19 protein-coding genes and 1 tRNA gene are annotated in these 23,401 nt (G+C 73.3%); 6 read left to right on the forward strand and 14 right to left on the reverse strand.

Annotated features, from left to right (window positions below; all coding sequences use genetic code 11):
* Positions 1 to 19 precede the first annotated feature (19 nt).
* The 3 genes from ACFVVX_RS12245 to ACFVVX_RS12255 form a co-directional block, all read right to left on the reverse strand.
* Positions 20 to 1,999: a tetratricopeptide repeat protein gene (locus tag ACFVVX_RS12245; protein ID WP_387944320.1), complete on the reverse strand. Its 1,980-nt coding sequence runs from the start codon at positions 1,997 to 1,999 to the stop codon at positions 20 to 22.
* Between the two features lie 349 nt (positions 2,000 to 2,348).
* A tRNA-Met gene (locus ACFVVX_RS12250) sits at positions 2,349 to 2,422 on the reverse strand.
* A 56-nt stretch (positions 2,423 to 2,478) separates the two neighbouring features.
* Entirely contained in the window at positions 2,479 to 5,490 is a 3,012-nt protein-coding gene (locus tag ACFVVX_RS12255; RefSeq protein WP_387944322.1) for a UPF0182 family protein, read from the reverse strand.
* Positions 5,491 to 5,668: 178 nt separating this feature from the next.
* Between ACFVVX_RS12255 and ACFVVX_RS12260 the strand changes: the two genes are divergently transcribed.
* On the forward strand, positions 5,669 to 6,232 hold the full coding sequence (locus ACFVVX_RS12260; RefSeq protein WP_387944324.1) for a PPA1309 family protein: 564 nt from the start codon (positions 5,669 to 5,671) through the stop codon (positions 6,230 to 6,232).
* 125 nt (positions 6,233 to 6,357) lie between these two features.
* Here ACFVVX_RS12260 and ACFVVX_RS12265 read toward each other — a convergent pair whose 3' ends face one another.
* From ACFVVX_RS12265 to ACFVVX_RS12280, 4 genes are all read right to left on the reverse strand, one after another.
* Positions 6,358 to 7,470 (reverse strand): PDZ domain-containing protein, encoded by a 1,113-nt coding sequence (locus tag ACFVVX_RS12265; RefSeq protein WP_387944326.1) that lies wholly within the window; start codon positions 7,468 to 7,470, stop codon positions 6,358 to 6,360.
* A 42-nt stretch (positions 7,471 to 7,512) separates the two neighbouring features.
* Positions 7,513 to 7,701, reverse strand: coding sequence for a hypothetical protein (locus ACFVVX_RS12270; protein WP_387944328.1), 189 nt, complete (start codon positions 7,699 to 7,701; stop codon positions 7,513 to 7,515).
* A 184-nt stretch (positions 7,702 to 7,885) separates the two neighbouring features.
* Positions 7,886 to 8,326 carry a molybdenum cofactor biosynthesis protein MoaE gene (locus ACFVVX_RS12275; RefSeq protein WP_387944330.1) on the reverse strand — a complete coding sequence of 147 codons (441 nt, stop codon included), beginning with the start codon at positions 8,324 to 8,326 and terminating at the stop codon, positions 7,886 to 7,888.
* A gap of 108 nt (positions 8,327 to 8,434) precedes the next feature.
* Positions 8,435 to 9,583 carry an NAD-dependent epimerase/dehydratase family protein gene (locus tag ACFVVX_RS12280; RefSeq protein WP_387944332.1) on the reverse strand — a complete coding sequence of 383 codons (1,149 nt, stop codon included), beginning with the start codon at positions 9,581 to 9,583 and terminating at the stop codon, positions 8,435 to 8,437.
* 209 nt (positions 9,584 to 9,792) lie between these two features.
* Between ACFVVX_RS12280 and ACFVVX_RS12285 the strand changes: the two genes are divergently transcribed.
* Positions 9,793 to 11,331 carry a zinc-dependent metalloprotease gene (locus ACFVVX_RS12285; protein WP_387944334.1) on the forward strand — a complete coding sequence of 513 codons (1,539 nt, stop codon included), beginning with the start codon at positions 9,793 to 9,795 and terminating at the stop codon, positions 11,329 to 11,331.
* Positions 11,328 to 11,936, forward strand: coding sequence for an NUDIX hydrolase (locus tag ACFVVX_RS12290; protein ID WP_387944336.1), 609 nt, complete (start codon positions 11,328 to 11,330; stop codon positions 11,934 to 11,936). Before ACFVVX_RS12285 ends, ACFVVX_RS12290 begins: the two co-directional genes overlap by 4 nt.
* A gap of 192 nt (positions 11,937 to 12,128) precedes the next feature.
* Here ACFVVX_RS12290 and ACFVVX_RS12295 read toward each other — a convergent pair whose 3' ends face one another.
* The gene (locus tag ACFVVX_RS12295) at positions 12,129 to 12,830 is read right to left on the reverse strand and encodes a M48 family metallopeptidase (protein WP_387944638.1); all 702 of its coding nucleotides are present in this window, start codon (positions 12,828 to 12,830) and stop codon (positions 12,129 to 12,131) included.
* Between the two features lie 285 nt (positions 12,831 to 13,115).
* Here ACFVVX_RS12295 and ACFVVX_RS12300 point away from each other — a divergent pair, with 285 nt between their 5' ends.
* Complete coding sequence (locus tag ACFVVX_RS12300) at positions 13,116 to 14,201, forward strand: ThiF family adenylyltransferase (protein WP_387944338.1); 1,086 nt, start codon at positions 13,116 to 13,118, stop codon at positions 14,199 to 14,201.
* A 981-nt stretch (positions 14,202 to 15,182) separates the two neighbouring features.
* On the opposite strand, the gene ACFVVX_RS12305 is transcribed toward ACFVVX_RS12300, so the two are convergent.
* Positions 15,183 to 15,839, reverse strand: coding sequence for a DUF4937 domain-containing protein (locus ACFVVX_RS12305; protein WP_387944340.1), 657 nt, complete (start codon positions 15,837 to 15,839; stop codon positions 15,183 to 15,185).
* A gap of 464 nt (positions 15,840 to 16,303) precedes the next feature.
* Here ACFVVX_RS12305 and ACFVVX_RS12310 point away from each other — a divergent pair, with 464 nt between their 5' ends.
* Complete coding sequence (locus ACFVVX_RS12310; protein WP_387944342.1) at positions 16,304 to 17,719, forward strand: ABC1 kinase family protein; 1,416 nt, start codon at positions 16,304 to 16,306, stop codon at positions 17,717 to 17,719.
* Between the two features lie 101 nt (positions 17,720 to 17,820).
* Here ACFVVX_RS12310 and ACFVVX_RS12315 read toward each other — a convergent pair whose 3' ends face one another.
* From ACFVVX_RS12315 to ACFVVX_RS12330, 4 genes are all read right to left on the reverse strand, one after another.
* Complete coding sequence (locus tag ACFVVX_RS12315) at positions 17,821 to 18,066, reverse strand: hypothetical protein (RefSeq protein ID WP_387944344.1); 246 nt, start codon at positions 18,064 to 18,066, stop codon at positions 17,821 to 17,823.
* Positions 18,067 to 18,215: 149 nt separating this feature from the next.
* On the reverse strand, positions 18,216 to 18,584 hold the full coding sequence (locus ACFVVX_RS12320; protein WP_387944346.1) for a WhiB family transcriptional regulator: 369 nt from the start codon (positions 18,582 to 18,584) through the stop codon (positions 18,216 to 18,218).
* A 168-nt stretch (positions 18,585 to 18,752) separates the two neighbouring features.
* Complete coding sequence (locus tag ACFVVX_RS12325; RefSeq protein ID WP_387944348.1) at positions 18,753 to 19,229, reverse strand: hypothetical protein; 477 nt, start codon at positions 19,227 to 19,229, stop codon at positions 18,753 to 18,755.
* A gap of 304 nt (positions 19,230 to 19,533) precedes the next feature.
* Positions 19,534 to 21,768 carry an ATP-dependent DNA helicase UvrD2 gene (locus ACFVVX_RS12330; protein ID WP_387944350.1) on the reverse strand — a complete coding sequence of 745 codons (2,235 nt, stop codon included), beginning with the start codon at positions 21,766 to 21,768 and terminating at the stop codon, positions 19,534 to 19,536.
* Positions 21,769 to 21,998: 230 nt separating this feature from the next.
* Here ACFVVX_RS12330 and ACFVVX_RS12335 point away from each other — a divergent pair, with 230 nt between their 5' ends.
* Positions 21,999 to 22,256, forward strand: coding sequence for a mycoredoxin (locus ACFVVX_RS12335; protein WP_387944352.1), 258 nt, complete (start codon positions 21,999 to 22,001; stop codon positions 22,254 to 22,256).
* A 26-nt stretch (positions 22,257 to 22,282) separates the two neighbouring features.
* Here ACFVVX_RS12335 and ACFVVX_RS12340 read toward each other — a convergent pair whose 3' ends face one another.
* Positions 22,283 to 23,122: a GntR family transcriptional regulator gene (locus ACFVVX_RS12340; protein ID WP_387944354.1), complete on the reverse strand. Its 840-nt coding sequence runs from the start codon at positions 23,120 to 23,122 to the stop codon at positions 22,283 to 22,285.
* Positions 23,123 to 23,401: the final 279 nt, after the last annotated feature.

A 23,401-nucleotide genomic window follows, 5' to 3' on the forward strand; every position in this document is an offset into this window, starting at 1 on the left:
CTCGACTCGGGCCCGACGGCTACGCGCTCAACTCGGCGTGCAGCGCGCCCAGCAGGCGCCCCGCACGCTCCGCGACCTCGGCCGGGCCGTAGTCGATCGCCCGCCGGCACCAGTTCTCCGCCTGGACCGGCTCGCCGCGCCGCAGCGCCAGCAGGGCCAGCCGCAGCGCCGCCCGCCCGTGCCCGGCGTCCGCGGCCCGGGTGTACCAGAGCATCGCCTCGGCCTCGCTGTCCTGGCGGGCCAGCAGCAGCCCCAGGTTGAACGCGGCGCTGCGGCTGCCCGCCTCCGCCGCCCGCCGGTACCAGCTCTCCGCGATCTCCAGCGCGCCGCGCTCGGCCGCCCGCACGCCCATCCGCACCTGGGCCCGCCGGTGCCCGGCGTCCGCCGCGATCGCGTACCAGTGCTCGGCCTCCGCGTCCGCGTCCCCGCGCCGGTCCAGCACCGAGGCCAGCCGGAACGCGCCCTCCGCCGAACCGCCCGCCGCCGCCTGCCGGTAGCGCTCCAGGGCGCCCGCCAGGTTGCCGCGCTGCTCCTGGACGACCGCCAGCTGGAGCGCCGCCTCGCCGTGCCCCTCGGCGGCGGCGCGCGCGTACCACTCCTGCGCCTGCCGGTGCTCGCCGCGACCGGCGTGCAGGACGCCCAGGTTGAAGGCGCCGTCCACGCTGCCGGCCTCGGCGGCCTTGGAGAACCACGGCTCGGCGCCCGACTCGTCGCCGCGCTGGAGCAGCACGACGGCCAGCGCGTTGCAGGCCTCCCGGTGCCCGGCGTACGCGGCGCGGCGGTACCACTGCTCGGCCTGCTGGTCGCGGCCGGCGCCGGCGCAGAGCAGGCCGAGGTTGAAGGCCCCGTTCTGGTCCCCCGCGTCCAGCGCGCTGCGGTACCAGCGCTCGGCCTCCGCGGCCTCGCCCCGGCCGGCGTGCAGCGCGCCCAGCGCGTTGGCGGCGTTGCCGTCCCCGGCCTCGGCGGCCTCCTGCCACCAGTCGGCCGCGGCGGCCGGGTCCCCGGAGTCGCGCAGCAGGAAGCCCAGCGCGCAGGCGGCCCGCGGCTCGCCGTTCTGCGCCGACTGCCGGTACCAGCGGGCGGCCTCCTCCAGCAGCGACTGGTCGGTCCGGGCCCGCTCCTCCAGCAGCACGCCGAGGCGCAGCGCCGCGCGGGCGTGGCTGCGCGCCGCGGCGGTGCGGTACCAGGTCTCGGCGGTCTCCTTGTCCCCGGCGGCCTCGCGCATCCGGGCCAGCCGGTAGGCGGCCTCCCGGTGCCCGGCGTCGGCGGACACCTTGAACCAGCGCTCGGCCCGCACGTCGCGCCGGTGCTCCATCAGGTCGCCCAGCGCGTAGGCCCCGAGCGGGTGGCCGTGGTCGGCGGCGAAGTGCAGCCAGTACTCGGCGGCCTCCTCCTCGCCCTGGTCGCGCAGCTGGAGGCCGAGCGCGTGGGCGGCCGGTGCGCTGCCGGCCACCGCGGCCTGCCGCCACCACTGGGCGGCCTCGGCCCGGTGGCCCTGCTGGTGCAGCAGCACGCCGAGGTTGTTGGCGGCGGCGCGCAGCCCGGCGGCGGCGGCGCTGCGCAGGTACGGCTCGGCGTCCTCCAGCTCGCCGCGGCGCAGCAGCAGCGTGCCGAGCCGGCCGGCGGCGTCCGGGTCGCCGTCGTCGGCGGCCTGGCGGTGCCGGGACTCCAGGGCGGCCTGCTCGCGGGCGGCCAGGGCGGTCTCGAAGCTGGCGGAGTCGAAGCCGGCCGGGTCGGTGCCGGGTTGCCCGCCCTGCTCCGCCCCGCCCTCGGCGAGGGAGCCGTACGGGCCGATGGCGGCGGCGAACTGACGGGCGGAGACGTGCACCAGGCTGTCCGGGCCGTAGCCGTCGGAGGGCCGGCGCTCGGTCAGTCCGCTGGTGCGCTGGGCGGGCAGGGCTCCGGGGTGGCGCTCGGGGCTCTCCGCCCAGGCGTCGGTGTCCGCCTCGGTGGTCGCTGCGGGCTTGGCTCCTGGTCCGTTCCTGCCGATCAGCCTCATGCCGACTCCCGCTCCCCCAGAGTGCCGCGGCATCCTCCCCCGGCCTTCGGCCAGGGGGACCCCCAGGGGGCCTGCCGGATCCGACGGCCGGTCAGCAGCCGTGCAACGTCCCCCGTGTGTCCCATCGTCGCATCACCCGCAACCCGCGTACACCTGCCCCGGCCGATTTCGGCGGGGCGGACCCGAAGCCGACGGAATTGCTTCGGCGCTTTGTCGATTTCCCGACACTCCGATGCCACAAACCCCGATGTTCGCAACGGTCGATAGTACCGGAGCGGGCCGGGCCGCCCCCGGACGGAAACGCAAGAGGCCCGGAGGATGATCCTCCGGGCCTCTTGCTGCTACTGAGTAGCGGGGACAGGATTTGAACCTGCGACCTCTGGGTTATGAGCCCAGCGAGCTACCGAGCTGCTCCACCCCGCGTCGGTAGTTGAACTCTAGCACGGGTGCGGGGTGGAACAGGAATCGGTTCTCCCAGCTCAGGGGCTCGCGCTCGGCGCGGGGCTCTGGGCCGGGGTCGTCGGGGCCGCCGTCGGGGCCGCCGCCGTGGGCGAGGCGGCAGGAGTGCCGCCCGCCTTCTGCTGGGCCTCCTGGGCCGCCTTGATCGCCTCGCCGAGCGCCTTCTGGGCCTGGCCGTAGGCCGCCCAGTCGCCGTTCTTGAACGCGCTCTGGCTGTCGTTGTACGCCTTCTCGACGTCCGCCCAGGCCTTCTGCAGCTCGGGCGAGGTGCCGGTACCGGCGCTCGGCGGCTGGGTCGGCGAGGTCGGCGTCCCCGGGGTGGTCGGGGTGGTCGGGGTGGTGGGGTTGCTCGGCACGGTGGGCGTGGTCGCGGGGGCCACGCCGGCGAAGACCTTCTTCAGCGCCTCCTCCAGGGTGTTCTCGAACGCCACGTTGTCGTTCCCGTACACCGCGAGGACCTTCTGCAGCGTCGGGTACTTGGCACCGCGTCCGCGCACGTAGACCGGCTCGACGTTGAGCAGCCCGCCGCCGACCGGCAGGGTCAGCAGGTTGCCGTACTCCAGCTCCGAGTCGCCGCCGCTCTTCAGCAGGGTGATCTGCTGGGCCACCTCCTGGCGGGAGTTGAACTGCGACTGCACCAGGTTGGGGCCGAGCGTCTTGCTGTCCCCCGGCACCTTGAGGATCCGGATCTTCCCGTAGTCCGGCCCCGGGTCGGCGCTGACCGCCATGAAGGCCGCCAGGTTGTCCCGGCTGTTCGGCACGAAGGTGGTGGTCAGCGAGAAGCTCGCCGAGGTGACCGCCGGGTCCGGCATCCGCACCGTCAGGTAGTACGGCGGCTGGACCTGCTTGGTGTCGCTGGTCGGGTCCACCGGGACCTGCCAGATGTCGCTGCCATTGAAGAACGAGTTGGCGTCCGTCACGTGGTACTGGCCGAGCAGGTCGCGCTGCACCTTGAACATGTCCTGCGGGTAGCGCAGGTGCGGCATCAGCGTGCCCGGGATGTCGGCCTTGGCCTTGACGGTGTCCGGGAACGCCTTCATCCAGGTCTTCAGCACCGGGTCGTTCTCGTCCCACTGGTACAGCGTCACCTCGCCGGTGTACGCGTCCACGGTGGCCTTGACCGAGTTGCGGATGTAGTTGACCTGGTTGGCGACGGTCAGCAGCTCACCGCGCTGGTTGGTCAGCGAGTCCTTGGTGGCGGTGCCCAGCGTCGTCTTGGACGAGAACGGGTAGCCGTCGGAGGTGGTGTAGCCGTCCAGCACCCAGACCACCCGGCCCGGCTGGCCGTCGGGGCCCGGCTGCACCACCGGGTACGGGTCGGCGTCGATGGACAGCCACGGCGCGACCTTCTCGACCCGCTCCTTGGGGGTGCGGTCGTAGATCACCTTGGCGCCGTCGCTGATCGCGCCCGCGTAGAGGATCTGCGGCTCGGCGAACTTCACCGCGTAGGCGGCCCGGGTGATCGGGTTGTCCAGCGAGACCCCGCTGCCCGCGGTGTAGGTGTACTCCTTGTTCTCGCCGGAGTCGGTGGTGTAGTCGATCTCCTTGTTGGCGCCGCCGACGATCGAGTACGTGCTGGTCTTCTCGCCGTAGTAGATCCGCTGCTGGTAGTCGCCCAGCGAACCGGTGGCCGGCAGGCCCGACTCGGTGAAGACCGGCTGGCCCTTGTCGTTGACCTGGTTGCCCTTGGCGACGACCGCGCCGTAGCCGTGGGTGTACTTGAAGTGGTCGTTGATCCAGTTCCGCTGCACCCCGTTGAGGTCCAGCTCACGCAGGCCGATCACGGTGTCCTGGGCGCCCGCGCCCTTGCCGTAGCGGTCCACGTCCAGGGTGGACGGGAAGGCGTAGTACGAGCGCTGCTGCTCGATCGACTGGAAGGTCGGCGAGACCACGTTCGGGTCGATCAGGCGGATGTCCGCGATGGTCTGCGCGTCCGGCTTGAGCGCGTCCGCCGTGGTCGAGCCCTGCGGGGTGTACGGGGTGGTCTGGCTGTCCGCGATCCCGTACGCCTGCCGCGTCGCGTCGATGTTCTTCTGGATGTACGGCGTCTCCTTGGCCTGCTCGTTCGGCTTGACCTGGAACTGCTGCACGATCGCCGGGTACACCCCGCCGATCAGCACCGCCGACAGCACCATCAGGCCGAGGCCGATCAGGGCCGGCGCCCAGGTGCGGCGGATCGGGGTCAGGAAGAACAGCACCGCGCAGATGATCGCGACGAAGAACAGGATGGTCTTGGCCGGCAGGAACGCGTTGGCGTCCACGTAGCGCAGGCCCGTCCAGCCGGACACCCCCTTGTACCCGCCGGTCTTGACCGCCAGCGCGTACCGGTCCAGCCAGTACGCCACGGCCTTCAGCAGCACGAAGACGCCGAGCAGCACCGCCAGGTGGCCCTGCGCCCCGGCGCTGGCCCGGCGGCCCGGGCCCTGCAGCCGCAGCCCGCCGTACAGGTAGTGCACCAGCACCGACGCCAGCAGCGAGACGATCACCGCGCTGAACGCGAAACCGAGCAGGAACTCGTAGAAGGGGAGCTCGAAGGCGTAGAAGGAGACGTCCAGGTTGAACTGCGCGTCCTTGACGCCGAAGGACGTCCCGTTGGTCCACAGCAGCCAGGTCCGCCACTGGCCGGACGCGGCCGCACCGGCCACCAGGCCGATCACCAGCGAGAGCCCGATCAGCGCCCAGCGCTTGAACGGCGCCAGCCCCGCCCGGTAGCGGTCCAGGCTCTGCTGCTCCACCGACATCGCCGACAGCGGCGGCCGCAGCCGGTGCGCCAGCCAGATGTTGGCGCCCACGATCAGCGCCATCAGCAGGCCGAAGACGGCGAACAGCCCCACCTTCGTCCAGAGCTGGGTGGTGAACACCGAGGAGTAGTGGACGGACTTGAACCAGAGCCAGTCCGTCCAGAACCCGGCGAACATGACGAACAACAGGAAGAGCACCGCGAGCACGCCCAGGGTCAGCAGGGCGACCCGCGCGCGCCGGGAGGGCGGGCCTACCCTGCGCCGGAAACCCGGCCCTGAGCGTTCCGGCATCTGGAATACCACGGTGGCACCTCAGCTGTGTCGTCTGGAATAGGTTCGGTCGTCAGTGCAACTTAACCAGGCTTTAGCCGAGTTCCCACCGTTAGCAGACGGTTACTACAACCGCCCGCCGTGGTCGGCCGTCCGTGTGTGGCACCGCCCCGGCCGCCCGGCGTGTGAGGATTGGGACATGTCCGATGTCTCCCCTTCCCCCGACGACGTCTCCAGCCTCCCGGCCGCTACCCCGCTCACCCGGGCCGCGCTGGAGATCGACGAGTACGCCGCCACCCTCGGCTGGGACCTCCCGGCCCGGCTGTTCGCCCTCGTGGACAGCGCCGCGCTGCGCAAGGCCGACCCCCGGGTCGCCAAGCAGCTCGGCCTCGCCGACAGCGACGAGCCCGGTCTCACCCCGGTCGAGCAGGACGAACTGCCGGCCGGCATGGAGCTGGACAAGTTCCTCGGCACCATCGCCTGGCCGGACGCGGTGGCCGGCTGCGCCCTGGTGGTGGAGCGGCTGATGCTTCCGCCGGGCGCCGAGCAGTCCCGCCCGCGCAACGCCAGCGACTCCCAGCTCGCCGACTGGGTGGCCAACCACCCCAAGCGCGAGGAGGTGCGGATCACCGCCGCCGTGCTGCGCAACGGCAAGAAGGAGATCGCCCTGCGGCTGCGCTCCAAGGACACCGCCCGCGAGGTGCTGACCGGCCCCGACCTGGTGCCGGGCCTGACCAAGGCACTGCTGGCGACCTTCTCCTGACCGGGCCTTTCCACCCGGTGGCGCCGTTCCGGCGGTGACGCCGGTCGGCCCCGGGTGCCGTCCGCCCCGGGGCCGGCCGCCGCCGCTCACCCCGCGGGCGGTCGCCGGGTCCGGCGGCGCCGGCGCTACCCGGTGCAGGACGGCAGCGCGGCGGTCTGCCCGGAGCGGACCTGCTCCAGCGACTTCAGCGCGCCGTCCAGCGTCTCGGCCTTGATCAGGGTCAGCCCGGACGGGGTGTCCTTGCTCGCCTCGGCGCAATTGGCGGCCGGGGTGAAGAAGTACTCGGCCCCGGCGTCGCGGGCGGCGATCAGCTTCATCGATATGCCGCCGATCGGGCCGACCTTGCCGTCGTCGGTGATGGTGCCGGTGCCGGCGACGAACTTGCCCGCCGTGAGGTCCTCGGGCGTCAGCTTGTCGATGATGCCGAGCGAGAACATCAGACCGGCGCTCGGGCCGCCGACGTCCTGCAGGCCGATGTCGATCTGGAACGGGTAGGTGTGCCGGATCCCGGCCACGATGCCGACCATCGCCGAGTCGGCGCGGTCCGGCTTGAGCGTCGGGTCGGCGTCCCCGGCCCGCATGGTGACGACGGTGACATCGGTGCGGCTGGCCGGGTCGGCCTTGGCGCCGTTGGCGTCCTTGACCCGCGGGACGACGGTGAACACCACCGGCTCGCCCGGCTTGTGCTTGGTGACGGCGTTGGCGACGTCCTCGGGGGTGGTCACCGGGGTGCCGCCGACGGCGACGATCTGGTCGCCGGCGTGCAGCCTGCCCTCCGCCGGGGCACCGGCCGCGACGGACTTGACGATCAGCTCGGCCCCCACCGGGATGCCCAGCTGGGTGAGCGCCGCCGTGCGGGCGCTGTCCTCGGAGGAGGCGAACTCCTCGGCGTTCTGCCGCTTGGCCTGCTCGTCCGTCTGCCCCTTCGGGTAGACGTTGTCGTGCGGGACGACCAGCACGTCGCCGCGCAGCCACCCGACCACCGCGGAGACCAGGCTGGGCTCGTACTTGGCGCCGGTGACCTGGACGGTCGTCATGTTGAGGTGGCCACTGGTCGGGTACGACTCGTGGCCGGTGATGCTGATCACCGGCTTGCCCGTCTTGTCCTGCATCCCGAGCGTGTTGTACGTCGGCCCGGGGCTCATCTCCGTGTACGGCACCTTCGTCAGCACCGAGACGCAGAGCAGCGCTATGAGGAGCAGGGTGGCGGCGAGCATCGTCGCAGAGCGGCGTGGCATGCCTCGACAGTACGGGACGCGGGTGACGCGGCGCCCGCCGGGCTACCGGCCGGGGCGGTCGCCCGGGGCGCTGTCGGCGGTGGTGCGTTCCATCGCCGCCATGAAGCGCCGGTGTTCGGCCAGTGAGGCCGGGTCCCCCGTGGCTCGCGGGGCCCGCTGGGCCCACCCCGCCCACAGGGCGGCGAGCAGGACGGCGATTACCGGAATGATCAACCAGGCGAGCACAGCCATCTCAGTACTCCCAGCTCGTCGTGTCTATGAGCAGATTAACCACCCCGGCGGACAACGCAGGTGGCGCCGTCCGGGTTACGGGACGGCCGATCGGCTCACTGCCAGGGAGTATCCGGCGCACCGGTCCGCACCCGTTCGGGTGAGGGCCCGGCGCGCCTGCCGGAAAACGGTGCGGCGGGGCGCTTCAGCAGCTGCCGGCGCCGACCCACTCCTCCTCGCCGTCGGAGAAGACCTGGTGCTTCCAGATCGGCACCTCGTGCTTGAGGTCGTCGATCAGCCGGCGGGCGGCGGCGAACGCCTCACCCCGGTGGGCGCAGGAGACCGCGACGATCACGGCCTTGTCGGTGATCTCCAGCCGGCCGATCCGGTGCACCGCGGCGAGCGCCCGGACCGGGAAGTCCGCGACGACCTTCTCCGCGATCCGCCGCATCTCCTGCTCGACGGAGGGGTGGCAGCTGTACTCCAGCGCGGCGACGGACTTGCCGCCGTCGTGGTCGCGAACCGTCCCGACGAAGACGGTCGTACCGCCGGCCGCGTCGTCGCCGACCGCCTCGTACACCTCGTCGAGCGAGAGCGGGGTGTCGCGGACGGCGAGCAGGCGGATGGGGTCGTGGTTCTCGGACATGACTCCATGATTCCCCATCCCGGGTGGTTTCGGGCAAGGGGCTTCCGTATCACGATTGCAAAATTTCGCATCGTGAGAACGGGATGGAGAACCGACCGCCCCGACCGGTCAGAAGCGGCGCCGCTTGCGGGCCCGGCGCACCAGTGCCGCGGTACCGACCAGCGCCACCGTCGCCCCCGCCGCCCCGAGGCTGGTGGCGGCCTCCTTGCCGCCCAGCCGCCGTCCGGCCACCGCGTGCTTGCCGGCGACCTGCGCCAGCAGCTCGGCCAGCACCTGCTCGTTGCTGTACACCGGGCGCCAGCCCGCCTCGTGCAGGCGGCTGCCGGACACCACCCACGGGTACATGGTGTACGCGAGGTCCCCGGCCGGGGCCGGGGTCAGGCCCAGCCGGTGCAGCCGGGCGGCGGTGCCCAGCGCCAGCGAGGCGGGCAGCTCCATCCGCCGGATCCCGGAGAGCCGCTCCACGTCCTCCTGCTCCAGCCAGCCGTCGCAGCCGACGGTGACCTCGCCCTCGACCAGGCCGAGCGCCGCGTACTCCAGCGCCGCCGCCAGGTCGTCCACGTGACAGAACTGCCAGCACGGCCGGGAACCCGCGACCACCAGCAGCCGGGGCGCCTCGAAGTGCCGGGTCAGCACGGTGTCGACGCCCGGCCCGACCACCACGGCCGGACGCAGCACGGTGACCTGGAGGCCCGGGTGGGCGCGCGGGGCCCGCCGGGCCAGCCGCTCGATCTCCAGCAGGTCGCCGACCAGCGAGGCCTCCTCGGTGGCCCGCAGCTCCGAGTCCTCGGCGAGCGGCACCTCGTTGTCGGCCAGCGCGCCGTAGACCATCGCCGAGGTGCAGAGCACCACCCGGTTGACCCCGGCGGCCGCCGCGGCGGTCAGCACGGTCTGCGCGCCGCGCACGTTGTAGGCGCTGCGGGCCCGCGGGTCGGACTCCATGCCGAGGTCCATCGCGAGGTGGACGACCACGTCCACCCCGGCCAGGCGCTCGGCCACCGCCGGGTCGCGGACGTCCAGGATCCGCCACTGGACCCCCGGCACCTCCCCGCGGCGGTCGTCCACCGCGAGCACTTTCTTCACGCCTGGCGAGGCCACCAGGCGTGCGGCGACGCGCTCGCCGAGCACGCCGGCGGCGCCGGTCACGGCCACGGTCAGTGGCCTTCCGCCGTAGGCTGGAGGCGGCGACGCCGTGATGTCCGGGGCGTCCTCACCTCCGGTCAGCCCAGAGCGAACGTCCGAGGGCGGGGAACTCACCGGCCATCCTCCACGGTTAGCTTATGTGCGTACGTACGTGTGTCAGTACGTCCATCCTGCCCGAGGCTAAGGCCCGGCGGTGCACCCGGCGCGGGCCAGCCGCGCGGGAGCCGCCCACCGGCCACGAGTCCCCCACTCCGCCGACCGCCTCGGACCGGCAGTTTTCACCCGCCACCACCCGCAAGACGGCCGACCGGATCGAGGACCCCGTGAGCGACCTTCCCTTCGGATTCGGCGTTCCGCCAGAGGAGCCCGAGGACGGCAAGGACAAGGACAAGTCCGAGCAGGACAAGCCCCGCCAGGGCAAGCCCGACCAGGGCGGCCAGTCGCCGTTCGGCTTCTCCGGGAACCCGCTCGGCGCGCTGTTCGGCATGGGTATGCCGGGAGCCCCCGGCGGGCCGGCCGGTGCCGGCGGGCCCGGTGCGGACAACCCCTTCGCCGCGATGTTCGGCGGCCTCAACCCCAACGACCTCGGCGCGGCCTTCCAGCAGCTCGGGCAGATGCTCTCCTTCGAGGGCGGCCCGGTGAACTGGGATCTCGCCAAGGACATCGCCCGCCAGACCGTGGTCGCCGAGCCCGTCGAGGGCAAGAGCAAGGACCGCTCGGTCAGCGCCACCGAGCGCTCGGCCGTCGCCGAGGCCGTCCGGCTCGCCGACCTCTGGCTGGACTCCGCGACCGAGTTCCCCTCCGGTGCGGGCACCGCCGTCGCCTGGAGCCGCGCCGAGTGGATCGAGGCCACCCTGCCGGTCTGGAAGGACCTGGTCGACCCGGTCGCCGAGCGGGTCGGCACCGCCATGGGCGGCGTGCTGCCCGAGGAGATGCAGGCCATGGCCGGCCCGCTGATGGGCATGATGCGCTCGATGGGCGGTGCCATGTTCGGCACCCAGATCGGCCAGGCGCTCGGCGCGCTCGCCGCCGAGGTGGTCGGCTCCACCGACGTCGGCCTGCCGCTCGCCCCGGCCGGCAAGGCCGCGCTGCTGCCGCAGAACATCGCCGAGTTCGGCGAGGGCCTGAACGTGCCCGCCGACGAGGTCCGGCTCTACCTCGCCCTGCGCGAGGCCGCCCACCAGCGGCTCTTCGCCCACGTGCCGTGGCTGCGCGCCCACCTGTTCGGCGCCGTCGAGGCCTACGCCCGCGGCATCAAGGTCGACAGCTCCCGGATGGAGGAGCTGGCCGGCCAGCTCGACCCGAGCAACCCCGAGGCGCTTCAGGAGGCGCTCGCCGGCGGCCTGCTCCAGCCCGAGGACACCCCCGAGCAGAAGGCCGCGCTCGCCCGCCTGGAGACGGCGCTCGCGCTGGTCGAGGGCTGGGTGGACGCCGTCGTGCACGCCGCCGCCGAACCGCACCTGCCGCAGGCCGGCGCCCTGCGCGAGACGGTCCGCCGCCGCCGCGCCGCCGGCGGACCGGCCGAGCAGACCTTCGCCACCCTGGTCGGCCTGGAGCTGCGCCCGCGCCGGCTGCGCGACGCCGCCCGGCTGTGGGCACTGCTCGCCGACGCCCGCGGCATCGAGGGCCGCGACGACCTCTGGCAGCACCCCGACATGCTGCCGACCGCCGCCGACCTGGACGACCCGGACGCCTTCGTGCACCGCGGCACCGGCGACGGCCTGGAGGGCGGCCTCGACTTCGACGCGATCGACAAGCTGCTCGGTGAGGCGGCCGCCGGCGGCTCGCCCGCGCCGGAGGCCAAGCCCGACCTGACGAAGAAGGACGGGGACGAGGACGGGAAGGGCGAGCCCACCGCATGACGATCACCGACCCCGGCGCGTCGACCCGGCCCGCCGCCTCGCTGCACGCCGACGCCGTCCGCACCCTGGCCGACTGGCAGCCCGCCGACCCGGACCAGGACCGGCTGCGGCGCGACTACCTGGACCACCTGGCCGAGCAGCCCGAGGGCCTGTACCGCTCGTGCCTGCCCGCCCACATCACGGCCAGCGCGGCGGTCATCGACCCCGCCGCCGGGCGGGTGCTGCTCACCCTGCACCCCAAGGTCGGGATGTGGCTGCAGATGGGCGGCCACTGCGAGCCGGGCGACCCGGACCTCGCCTCGGCCGCGCTGCGCGAGGCCACCGAGGAGTCGGGCATCCCGGACCTCGTGCTGCTGACGGTCGACGGTGTTCCGGTGCCGGCCAAGCTCGACCGGCACCAGGTGCGCTGCACCGGCAAGGACCGGCCGGAGAACACCCACCTCGACGTCCAGTACATCGCGGTGGCACCGCCCGGGGCGCAGGCGCTGATCAGCGAGGAGTCGCTGGATCTGCGCTGGTTCGACTTCGACCGGCTGCCCGAACTGACCGACCACTCGGTGCGCGACCTCGTCGCGCGCGCCCGGGAGCTGACCGCCCGCGGTTGAGGTGAAGGCATGTCGAAGGGGCGCGGGCCGGGAGGCCCGCGCCCCTTCTTTCGTTCCGGTTGGCCGTCCCGCGGGCTCCGACGGCCCCTCGCCCGGGCTTCCGGCGGTCTGCCGCGCCTTCTCCGACGCGTCGGAGCTGGGGGCTGGGGGCTGGGGGCTGGGGCTTGAGGGGCTGGGGCTGAGGGTTGGGGGCTAGCCGCAGGAACCGGCGGGGTCGGGCTCCGGCCGGGCGCCCGGGATGTGTGGCAGCCGGGCCGCCGAGACCACGCCCTCCAGATAACCGCGGGCCCGCTCGGTGCGCGGATAGGCCTCCAGCAGCGCCCAGAAGGCCGGGCCGTGATCCGGCACCAGCAGATGGGCGAGCTCGTGCAGCAGCACGTAGTCGACCACGTACTCCGGCATGCCCTGGAGGCGGTGCGAGAGCCGGATCGTGCGCTCGCTCGGGGTGCACGACCCCCAGCGCGAGTTCTGGTTGGTGACCCAGCGCACCTGGGCGGGCTGGGCCCGGCCGCCGAGGTAGCCGGCGGAGAGCTCACGCGCCCGGGCGGCCAGCGCGTCGTCGCCGAGCATCCGGCGGCTCTCCTGGGCCGCCAGCTTCTCCAGCATCTGCGCGACCCAGCGCTGCTCCTCGGCGTGCGACATCCGGGCCGGGATCAGCACGATGGTGCGGTCGCCCTCACGGTACGCGGAGACGGTGCGACTGCGGCGGGCACTGCGGCGGACCTCCACCCGGGAGCGGTCGAGCTGTTTCTCGACATGCGCCTCGCCGCGCTTGTCCGCGTCGGGAGGGGGCTGCGGCGGTTCCGGGGATGTCGGCCGCTGATCAGGGCGCCCGCGCGTACTCGGCGCCGCGACCTGCGACCCGGACGCTGCACGGGCACGCCGACGCGACACCGGGGGATGGGAGTCCCGTTCGGCTGCCATGGCACACGACGTTACCCGCTACCCCTGACAGAAGTCCGCTGCCGTGGCCGAAATCTTTCGTGGAGTGATCGCGAACGAAAGGCCGACAGAGAGTGTCCGGAATGCGGCCCCGGACCGGACGGCGAGTTATCCACAGGGGGTGCGAACTGATGGTGTGATCATGGACCCGCGCCTGTGGACAACCCAGAGCACGGCGTCGGTCCGATCGGGCACGCTGCTATCAGCCGTCCGGAAACGATCGGAAGGAAGACCGCCGTGCGCCTTGCCCTGAAGCCCGCCCTCTCCCGCAGCTGGCGGGACTCGGACACCCTGCAGTTCGGCACCGTCCAGCGCTATGCCGGGGTGGTCGAACGCGCCGACAAGACCCTCTGCGACTTCCTCGGGCTGCTCGACGGGACGCGCGAGCGACCGGAGCTGCTCGCGGCCGGCGAGCGGGTCGGCCTCGGCCGCGACCCGGCGGACGCGCTGCTGGACGAGCTGGAACAGGCCGGGCTGCTGGACGACGCCGACGCGGCGGGCGCCGCGCTCGGGCGCTACCCGCAGCCGCACCGCGACCTGCTCGGGCCGGATCTCGCCTCGCTCTCCCTGGTCCACTCCAGTCCGGGCGCCGCGCCCGCCGTCCTGGCCCGCCGGGCCGACCTGCGGGTCGAGGTGCGCGGCGCCGGCCGGGTCGGGGCGGCCCTCGCCGCCGTCCTGGCGGCGGGCGGGGTGGGGGCCGTCACCGTGGTGGACAACGGGCGGGTCGGCCCCGGGGACTGCTCCCCCGCGGGCCTGCCAGCGGGGGACGTCGGGAGGCTGCGGGCGACCGCCGCCCGCGAGGTCGTCCAACGGGCCTCGGCGCGACGGCCGGCGCCCGGCCACGGCCGCGTGGCGCAAGGACCGCCCGATCTGGTCGTGCTGGCGCCCAGGGACGGCAGCGGGGCGTTCGCCGGCGGCACGTACGCGGCCAGGGAGCTGCTGCGGGCCGGGGTGCCGCACCTGTACGTCGGAGTGGTGGAGGAGCTCGGGGTCGTCGGGCCGCTGGTGGTCCCCGGCGTCTCGGCCTGCGGCCACTGCCTGGTGCTCACGAGGGAGGACGAGGACGCCGCCTGGCCCCGACTGCTCGCCCAGCTCGCCGACGAGGGCCCTGGCCGGGCCCGCACCCCGGCCTGCGACACGGCGTTGGCGACGGCCGTGGCCGGTCTCGCGGCCCTTCACGTCCAGCTCCACCTCGACGGCCTCCGCCCGCCCAGCGTCGACGGCTGGTGCGAGATCTCCGCGGGTGACGGCATGTCCCGCCGCCTGCGGTTGAAGGGCCATCCGGACTGCGGCTGCCTCTGGCAACCGCTGCCGCCGAACTGACCGCGACCACCGGACCCCCGGGAAGGGAGGCCTGTCGGACCATCAGCACTTACGGACCTCGCGTCCGACGTGGGACCGCGTCCGTCCTGCCCGCTGCAGCGTGCAGGATGTGAGGAAGGGACAGCCGTGGGCCGAGGATCGGCCGGCAGTCGAAGTCGCAGCCGCGTCGGCGCTGCACGGCGGCGGGACGGGGCTGAGCAGGGCGAGGCTAAGCGGGGACCGGCCCGGCCGGTGGCGCGCCCGCGCCGCCGCGGCCGGCGCGGGCAAGGCACTGGCGAGCACGGGCGCGGGGGCGGGTGCGGGACTCGGGCACGGGCACGGGCACGGGCACGGGCACGGGACAGGCGAGCACGGGCATGGCGCGGGCAAGCGACGGCGGGACTCGGGTAGGCACAGGCACAGGCACGGGCAGGCACGGGCACGGCTCGGGCACGGCTCGGGCACGGGCAGGCGCGGGTGCGGGCACGGGCAGGTGCCGGCGAGGTGTGGGCAGGGCGTGGGCAGGCGTTGACCGGGACAGACCGCAGACCGAATGGAGAGGGGTGGTGGGAGGGGGAGGGGGGTGGGCCCCAAAGCGCGGGTCAACTCGCCGGCCCCGGGCGCACCGCCCGAGGCCGGCGGAAGCACCACAACTGGCCCGGCCCCTCCGCCCGCAGCGGAGGGGCCGGGCACAGGGGCCGGGCGACGAACCTCCCCCGCCCTCAGAGGGCCGGCCATCAGCCACCGCGCCCGACAAGCCACTGGAGAACCGGCGCCACCCACTCACGGCAACCGCCGCGCACAGGAAGTCGACCTGGCCGACTTCCTGTGCGCAGCCAACAGCCGCAGGTGACGGTGAGCCACCCACAGATCGCACGAGGGACCGGCCGACACCCCCACCGCCACCACCGGACCCGACAGCCCCGCCTTGCCGCCAGGCCACCGGCCGATGCCCCACCGGCCGCCGGGCCCGCCACCAGAGCGGCCGGTCGGCCGACCGACCTACCTCCCGTGCTCGGCGGGCGACGGCTCGGGCAGGACACGCCAGGCCGCCTCCAGGGACAGCACATGACCGGCCATCGACTGGAGGTCCCCACCGAGCCCGGCGCGCGGGATCAGGCCCGGAAGGTGGTGGTCGACGTAGTTCCGGTGGGCCGCCGGGTCGGTCCAGAGAGTGGTCACCAGGTAGCGGTGCCGGGCGAGTTGGGTGACGACGCCGGCGAGCATGCCGCCGGCCGCCGCCATCCCCGGAGCCCAGACCTCTCGCTGGACCTCCAGAAAGTGCTCCTCGCGGCCGGGCACCAACCGGCAGTCGGCGACCCGCAGCAGCGTCGCCGCCGCCAGGGCCTGCGGCAGGCCGGCCGTGTCGCCCGCCATCTCCAGAACGGTTTCGCCTGCCGCGATCTCGATCGAGCTGTAGCCGGCGTCCTGCCGGATTCCGGCGACCACGGCGTCGTGCCGCTCGTCCATGAAGCGCGCGTAGGCCCGGGCATCGGCCCACACGCCCAGCACGTGGGCCCGGCCGGTGGCGGCGTCCCAGCCGCCCACCTGCCCGACCAGCCCAGGCTGGTCGCCGATCACCGACCAGGCGCTCTGACCCGCGGAGAACACCCCTCGCACGGCCGGCGGCACACCGCAGCTGATCCACTTGCCCCACATACGCGCTCGGCCTCCCGGCAGATCGACACCACGAACCCACACCCGCGAACCCACACCCGCGAACTCGCGCCACACGCACCCGCGAACTCACACCGCGAACTCACGACAGGACTCATTCGACGGCGGACCCGGCCGGGGCCTCAAGGGTCCGTAGTCCCAGGGAGAGCAGAACCAGCGACGTAGGACCCGCCGTCAGCGGCCGTTCTGCTCCTGCCTCGGAGATCCCGCGACGGTCGGGTCCCGGTGGGGCCGCGCTTCACCGCCGGTGGAGGGCGGCCCCGGTTTTCCTCGGCTCGGCGGCGTTCTTCGGCGGAGCCGACGGCCATTGCCCGGGAGGCCGTCGAGGTAGGGGTGGGACAGGGAGCAAATGCGAGCGGGCCCGGGGTGGGGAGCGGGCACAATGGCGTAGTGATGGTCGGCCCTCCGATGTGGGGGGCCGGGGGCGTGTGGGATTGGAGGCCCGGGTGAGCGATCTACCGCGCAAGGCAGTGACCCGCACGGCACGGCTCGCCGCCCTGCCGCTGGGAATAGCCGGTCGGGCCACCCTCGGGCTGGGCAGGCGGATCGGGGGCCGGTCCGCCGAGGTGGTGACCGCCGAGCTGCAGCAGGCCACCGCGGACCAGTTGTTCAAGGTCCTCGGCGAGCTCAAGGGCGGGGCGATGAAGTTCGGGCAGGTGCTGTCCGTCTTCGAGGCCGCGCTGCCGGAGGAGGTCGCCGGGCCCTACCGGGCGGCACTGACCAAGCTGCAGGACGCCGCTCCTCCGATGCCCGCCGCGAAGGTCCACACCGCGCTCGCGCAGCGGCTCGGCGAGGACTGGCGGGAGCTGTTCCGCCGCTTCGACGACCGGCCCGCCGCCGCCGCGTCGATCGGGCAGGTGCACCGGGCCGTCTGGCACGACGGGCGCGAGGTCGCGGTGAAGGTGCAGTACCCGGGTGCGGGTGATGCGCTGCTGGCCGATCTGTCGCAGCTGAGCCGGGTGGCCTGGCTGCTCGGCCCGCTGATCCCGGGGCTGGACATCAAGCCGCTGATCACCGAGCTGCGTGAGCGGGTCGCCGAGGAGCTGGACTACGAGCTGGAGGCGGCCGCGCAGCGCAGGCACGCCGAGGTGTTCGAGGGCGATCCGGACATCCTGGTGCCCGGTGTGGTGGCGCAGGCCGACCAGGTGCTGGTCACCGAGTGGATGGGCGGCACCCCGCTGGCCGAGGTGATCGCGTCCGGCACCCAGGAGGAGCGCGACCGGGCGGGGCATCTGCTGGCCCGGTTCCTGTTCGCGGGCCCGTCCCGGACGGGTCTGCTGCACGCCGACCCGCACCCGGGCAACTTCCGGCTGCTGAAGGACGACGGTCCGGCGGCGGGCTGGCGGCTCGGGGTGCTGGACTTCGGCACCGTCGACCGGCTGCCGGGCGGGCTGCCCGCCCCGATCGGGGCGTCGCTGCGGATGGCGCTGGCCGGGGACGCGGCGGGTGTGCTGGAGATGCTCCGCGAGGAGGGCTTCGTCAAGCCCTCCATCGAGCTGGACCCGGATGCGGTGCTCGACTACCTGGTGCCGATCATCGAGCCGGCCGCGGTGGACACCTTCCACTTCACCCGGGCCTGGATGCGGGCCCAGGCGGCCCGGATCGCCGATCCTCGCTCGCCCGCCTACAACCTGGGCAAGCAGCTCAACCTGCCCCCGGCGTACCTGCTGATCCACCGGGTGACGCTGAGCACCATCGGCGTGCTCTGCCAGCTGGGGGCCAACGCCCCGTTCCGGGCGGAGATGCTGCGGTGGCTGCCGGAGTTCGAGAAGCAGTCGGAGTTCGACGACCGGCCGGACTTCGGGAAGCGGCCCGAGCCGGCCGTGCCGTCGAAGAAGCGCGGGGCGGCCGGAAAGCGCTGACCCGACGCCGGCCTGACCCACCCGTACAACGGCCGAAGGCCGCTCCCCGCGATGGGGGGCGGCCTTCGGCACGACGGGGGTGTAACGAAACCTGGGTGTGACTACATCAGCGCGACGGCGAGGGCCTTGCGGGCCCGGAGCGAGGCGCGTTCGGCCCGCTGCTTGAGCCGGCGGGCCCGGACGACCCGGCTGACGAGCCGTTCGTGCTCGGCCTCCTGGAGGCGCTCTTGCATATGGGCACGGGCCAGGGATTCGTGGAGGAGTTGCATCTCAAGGGTCCTGTTCTGGATCTGAAGTTCAGTGGTCTGCTCGGCGCGGACGGTCGGATCGATGGCGGCGGCGGTCATGTGGTGGTCCTGCTCGTGGTGCGACGTTGGGAAGGGGACTGTGCGGGCGGCGTCGGCCTTGGCGGCTGCATGACGCACGGAGCGACGCAGGGCACTGTCCAGCGGGGGCTGCTCTCCCCGACGGACGACCCGGGCTCCGAGCGCGGGGTTCACGCTGCGACCTCGGTCTTGCGCGGACGGCCACGCGGACGCTTCCGGGCCACGATCACGCCCTGGACGAAGAGCTCGCCGCCCCAGACGCCCCACGGCTCGCGCCGCTCCAGCGCACCGGAGAGACAGGCCTCCTTGACCGGGCAGGTGCCGCAGAGGGACTTCGCGTACTCGACGTCGGCGGGCGTCTCGGCGAAGAAGACCTCCGGGTCGAAGGTGCGGCACGGGATGGGCTGGCCAAGCGCCTCGGCCTGGTCGATCGAGGTGAGCTGCATAAGAGAAACCTCCGGGGGGTCGGCCTGGTCGGCCTTGGTGTTCTGGCTTGTCGGCGGTACGGACGGGATGGGCGGCGTGATGACCGTGGACACTGTTGGCGTCTTCCTCGTCTTTTCAATGGGTCCGGCTCAGCTGACTGGTGGGGCTGGGCCGGAGGCCCCGGGGGGCCTGGGTCGGTCTTGCGTACCGGACAAAACAGAAGGGCCGCGGATCCCGGTTGACGGGTTCCGCGGCCCTGGAGGGTGCCGACCTGAGGCTTCTCAGGTTCGTTCTCTCCAGGGTTCAGGCCCGCGGAAGGCCCGCATCCGGATGGCCGTGGCGCCCGTAAAGGCGGCCTTGGCCTGGTTGATCTGCTGCTCGTTCTGCTTCTGGGCGTTTCCGGCACCGATGGCCTGCGCATAGCCGCCATGCATGGCGGCCGCTACTGCTGCCTTCGGTGCCTGGGTCGGTCGCTCGTCACGCGGGGAGCGCGACATACCGACCGGGGCCCAGTCACGGGACAGACCGGTCTCGACGGAGGTGCCGTCGCTGCCGCCCTTGACGCCCGTGCTGGAGATATCAGTGTGTCCAAGACCACTGACAGCGGGGACGACGGAGACGGGGGCGACGGAGACACCGGTGGCGTCGAGGCCCAGACCGGTTCCGCACAGCAGAGCGAGGGCCCGCAGGCGGGCATCACGCACGGAGGTAGCGTCGACGGTCTGGCCAGTCAGTTTGGTGATCATGATGGTTTCCACTGTCTTCGCCTCCTCTCGGCGTCTCGCGGAGCCTGGTCTCCCGGGCTCCGAACTGTTCGGATGTCTGTCTCGGTGATGCAGGTGAAGCTGTGGCGTGCAGGGGGATGCGTGACAGGTGTGACCCCGTGCGACCGCGTCCCCTTGACCGCTCCGGCAGGCTATTGCGCTCCCGGTACGGCGCGCAAACTATTTTTCCGGCGAGTTCTCGGCGGGGTTCCCCGGCAGGTTCGCCGGTGAGCCCCAGCGGGTCAGGGAGCCGCGTTCCGAACCGCCCGGGCAACCGACCGGACCGGTCCGGGTCGACTCAGGCGGGATCGCCCGGATCGCCGTCCTCGACGTCGACCGGATCCTCCGCAGGCTCCTCCCCCGCACACAACGAGAGCACGGCGGCCCCGTACTTGTCCAGCTTCATCGCACCGACCCCCGAGATCACCGCCAGGTCCTGCCGGGTCGCGGGGACGTCCTCGGCGATCGCCATCAGCGTCGCGTCGGTGAAGACGACGTAGGCCGGCGCGCCCTGCTTCTTGGCCTGCCCGGCCCGCCACTCGCGCAGCCGCTCGTACAGCGCCTCGTCCATGGTGGACGGACAGCTCTCGCAGCGGCGCAGCTTGCGCTCGACCGCCTCGGTCAGCACCCGCTCGCAGACCCGGCACTTGACCGGTCCGCGCACCCGGCGCCCGGCCGCGCGCTCGCCCGGCTCGACCCCGCCGCGCCCGCCCCGGCCTCCGGCGCGCACACCCGGTGCGCCGGAGCCCGGCCGCAGGCCGTCCAGGAAGCGGGTGGGCTTGCGGCTGGCCCGGCCGCCCGGGGAGCGGGAGAGCGCCCAGGAGAGCGAGAGGTGCTTGCGGGCGCGGGTGACGCCGACGTAGAGGAGCCGGCGCTCCTCCTCGATCTGCTCGTCGGTCTTCGCGTAGATGATCGGCATGGTGCCCTCGGTGAGGCCGACCAGGAAGACGGCGTCCCACTCCAGGCCCTTGGCCGCGTGCAGCGAGGCGAGGGTCACGCCCTCCACGGCGGGGGCGTGCTGGGCGGCGGCCCGGGCGTCCAGTTCGGCGACGTACGCGGCGAGGTCGGCCGGCTCCCCGGCGGCCGCGCGGGTGCGCTCGAAGTCCTCGGCGAGCCGGACCAGTGCGGCCAGCGACTCCCAGCGCTCGCGGACCGCGCCGGAGCCGGCCGGCGGCTCCGGGGTGAAGCCGCGGCTGGCGAGGACGGCGCGGACCTGGGCGGCGAGGCCGGGGACGCCGTCGGTGAGCGGGTCGGAGCCGGCCCGGGCGGCGCCGCGCAGCAGCACGCCGGCGTCCCGTACCTCGGGCCGTTCGAAGAACCGCTCGGCGCCCTTGAGCTGGTAGGAGATGCCGAGGTCGGAGAGCGCCTGCTCGTAGACCTCGGACTGGCCGTTGGTGCGGAAGAGCACGGCGACCTCGCTGGCGCGCACGCCCGTCGCCAGCAGGTCCTTGATCCGGCGGGCGGTGGTCTCGGCCTCGGTGGGCTCGTCCTCGTACTCGGTGTAGACGGGCTCGGGGCCGGCCTCGCGCTGCGAGACCAGCTCCAGCCGGTGCCGGGCGGCCTGGCCGCGTGCCTGGGAGAGCAGCCCGTTGGCGAGGTGGACGACCTGCGGGGTGGAGCGGTAGTCGCGGACCAGCTTGACCACCGTGGCCTCGGGGTGGCGGGTGCGGAAGTTGAGCAGGTAGTCGGGGGTGGCGCCGGTGAAGGAGTAGATCGTCTGGCTGGCGTCGCCGACCACGCAGAGGCTGCCCGCGGCGGTGCCGGTCCACTGGTCGAGCAGGCGCTGCTGGAGCGGGGAGACGTCCTGGTACTCGTCGACGGTGAAGTGCCGGTACTGGGAGCGGACCTGGTCGGCGATGTCCGGCCGGTCCTCCAGGATGGCGGCGGTGAGCAGCAGGACGTCCTCGAAGTCGATCACGCCGCGGCGGGTCTTGGCCTCTTCGTAGACCCGGTAGACCTGGGCGGTCTCGGCCGGGTCGCGGGGGGCTTCGCGGCTGGACTTCTGGACGGCGGCGGGGTAGTCGTCGGGCCCGATCTGGGTGACCTTGGCCCATTCGATCTCGGCGGTGAGGTCGCGCAGTTCGGTGCGCTGCACGCGCAGGCCGCAGCGGCCGGCGGACTCGGCGACCAGCTGGACCTTGCGCTCCAGCAGCTGGGGCACCGGCCCGCCGACGGCGCGCGGCCAGAAGTAGTGGAGCTGGCGCAGCGCGGCGGCGTGGAAGGTGCGGGCCTGGACGCCGTCGGCGCCGAGCTGGCGCAGTCGGCCGCGCATCTCGCCGGCGGCGCGGGCGGTGAAGGTGACGGCGAGCACCTGGGCGGGCTGGTAGACGCCGCTGCGCACGCCGTAGGCGATCCGGTGGGTGATGGCGCGCGTCTTGCCGGTGCCGGCGCCGGCGAGGACGCAGACGGGCCCGTGCAGGGCGGTGGCGACGGCCCGCTGTTCGGGGTCGAGTCCGGCGAGTACCGCGTCGGGGCCGGAGGCCGCCCGGTGGTCGTCGTCGAACGGGCTGCCGCTCAAGAGGTCTTCCTGCATGCGTTCCATCCTCTCAGCCCGGTGGGACAACTCGGGCGGGGTTGTCCACAGGAGCGGTGTGATCGCAGGATGATCACTGCGCTTGCGGGCGTGCGGCCCTGCCTGCACGCCGGGCGCACGCGGCATGCCGGGCGCACACGCTGTGCACGGGCCATGCACGCGGAATGACCGGTGCGCGGCCTGCGTTCTCCCCGGAGACCGCACGCCCTCTTCCCGAAGGAGCCCCCTCGATGTCCGGCAGCGTGACGATGTACAGCACGACCTGGTGCGGGTACTGCAACCGACTCAAGAGCCAGCTGGACCGTGAAGGCATCGGCTACACCGTGATCAACATCGAGGAGGACCCGGCGTCGGCGTCCTTCGTCGAGTCCGTCAACAACGGCAACCAGGTCGTGCCGACGGTGCTGGTGACGCCGGAGAGCGGCGGCGAGCGGGTCGTGATGACCAACCCGAGCCTGATCCAGGTCAAGAAGGCCCTGGCGGCCTGACGGGTGCCGTGGTCCGGGCCGGTGCGCTACGGCGCCTCGGCCCGGGCCGGGTCCACCGGTGCGGCGGGCGCCGGCAGCGAGGCCCGGGCGGCGAGGTCGCCCACGCCGTAGACGAGTCGGCTGCGGTCGGCGGAGTAGCGGGTCTCGATGACCCGGACGGGCCCGCGCCGGTCGTAGGTGACCCTGGTCTGGACGACCAGCGGCACCCCCGGGCCGCCCTGGAACCACTGGGCCTCCTCGGGTCCGGGCATCCGGGCGACCAGGTGGTCGACGGCCCCGATCTCGGTGCGGCCGAGCGAGGCGAGCACGGCCTCGTCGCCGCCGTCGATCTGGTCGGGTTCCATCAGCGGGGTGCCCGCCGCGAGTCCGGCGCGGTAGTGGCTCTCCTCGATCGAGTAGGGCTCGCGGTCGAGCAGCCGCAGTTGCCGGCGGACCACGATGGCCTCGCCGGGCCGCAGTCCGAGCCGCTCGGCGATGTCCACCCGGGCCCGGACGATCATCATCTCGAAGTCGACGCCGAGCTCCCGTCCGGCTTCGGCGGCCTCGCCGAGGTAGACGGCGGTGGGCAGCGCCAGGCAGTCGCGCGGCGCGGGCGGCAGGACCGGTCCGTAGGCGCGGTGGTCCAGGACGGGGTGCTCCCGGAGGTAGGTCCCCTTGCCCTGGAGGCGGACCAGCCGGCCCTCGTTGACCAGGACGTCGACGGCCAGTCGAACGGTGTTGCGGGCCACGCCGTACTGGCGTTCCAGTTCGCTCTCGACCGGCAGCGCGGCGGCGGCGGTGAACTCGCCCTCGGCGATCCGGCGGCGCAGATCGGCGGCGAGGCGCTGGTATTTGGGGGATTGGGCGGTGCCCCGTGGGATTGTCACCCGAGTGAATGTAGCGAGCGCGGTGACGCGCTTTCAGCCGTTTGCGGCAATGTCGACCGGGATCGGTGACAGCACCTTTCTCCGGCACCGCAGCCGCCCTGCACAGGGCCCCTCCGATCACGAACATCGGATCGGGAAAGGAAATTGGGGGCGCGCGACATGATGTGGGGGGGCCCCCAAAAGCCCGTTTTCCACCGTGCCGCGGGGGGGCGCGGCGCGGCGGTCCAGGGGTGGGACACAAGAAGTGGGGTCGGAAAACCCGGCCGCGGCCGGGTCGAG

The sequence above is a fragment of the Kitasatospora sp. NPDC058170 genome, from assembly GCF_042883905.1.
In the GTDB taxonomy this organism is placed as follows: domain Bacteria; phylum Actinomycetota; class Actinomycetes; order Streptomycetales; family Streptomycetaceae; genus Kitasatospora.

What these genes read in the sequence shown, in the direction of transcription:
- ACFVVX_RS12305 (WP_387944340.1), bottom strand. Translation starts at nt 15,839, where the DNA reads ATGTGGGGCAAGTGGATCAGCTGCGGTGTGCCGCCGGCCGTGCGAGGG.
- ACFVVX_RS12275 (WP_387944330.1), bottom strand. Translation starts at nt 8,326, where the DNA reads ATGTCCGAGAACCACGACCCCATCCGCCTGCTCGCCGTCCGCGACACC.
- ACFVVX_RS12330 (WP_387944350.1), bottom strand. Translation starts at nt 21,768, where the DNA reads ATGCAGGAAGACCTCTTGAGCGGCAGCCCGTTCGACGACGACCACCGG.
- ACFVVX_RS12335 (WP_387944352.1), top strand. Translation starts at nt 21,999, where the DNA reads ATGTCCGGCAGCGTGACGATGTACAGCACGACCTGGTGCGGGTACTGC.
- ACFVVX_RS12260 (WP_387944324.1), top strand. Translation starts at nt 5,669, where the DNA reads ATGTCCGATGTCTCCCCTTCCCCCGACGACGTCTCCAGCCTCCCGGCC.
- ACFVVX_RS12270 (WP_387944328.1), bottom strand. Translation starts at nt 7,701, where the DNA reads ATGGCTGTGCTCGCCTGGTTGATCATTCCGGTAATCGCCGTCCTGCTC.
- ACFVVX_RS12315 (WP_387944344.1), bottom strand. Translation starts at nt 18,066, where the DNA reads ATGACCGCCGCCGCCATCGATCCGACCGTCCGCGCCGAGCAGACCACT.
- ACFVVX_RS12255 (WP_387944322.1), bottom strand. Translation starts at nt 5,490, where the DNA reads ATGCCGGAACGCTCAGGGCCGGGTTTCCGGCGCAGGGTAGGCCCGCCC.
- ACFVVX_RS12290 (WP_387944336.1), top strand. Translation starts at nt 11,328, where the DNA reads ATGACGATCACCGACCCCGGCGCGTCGACCCGGCCCGCCGCCTCGCTG.
- ACFVVX_RS12265 (WP_387944326.1), bottom strand. Translation starts at nt 7,470, where the DNA reads ATGCCACGCCGCTCTGCGACGATGCTCGCCGCCACCCTGCTCCTCATA.
- ACFVVX_RS12245 (WP_387944320.1), bottom strand. Translation starts at nt 1,999, where the DNA reads ATGAGGCTGATCGGCAGGAACGGACCAGGAGCCAAGCCCGCAGCGACC.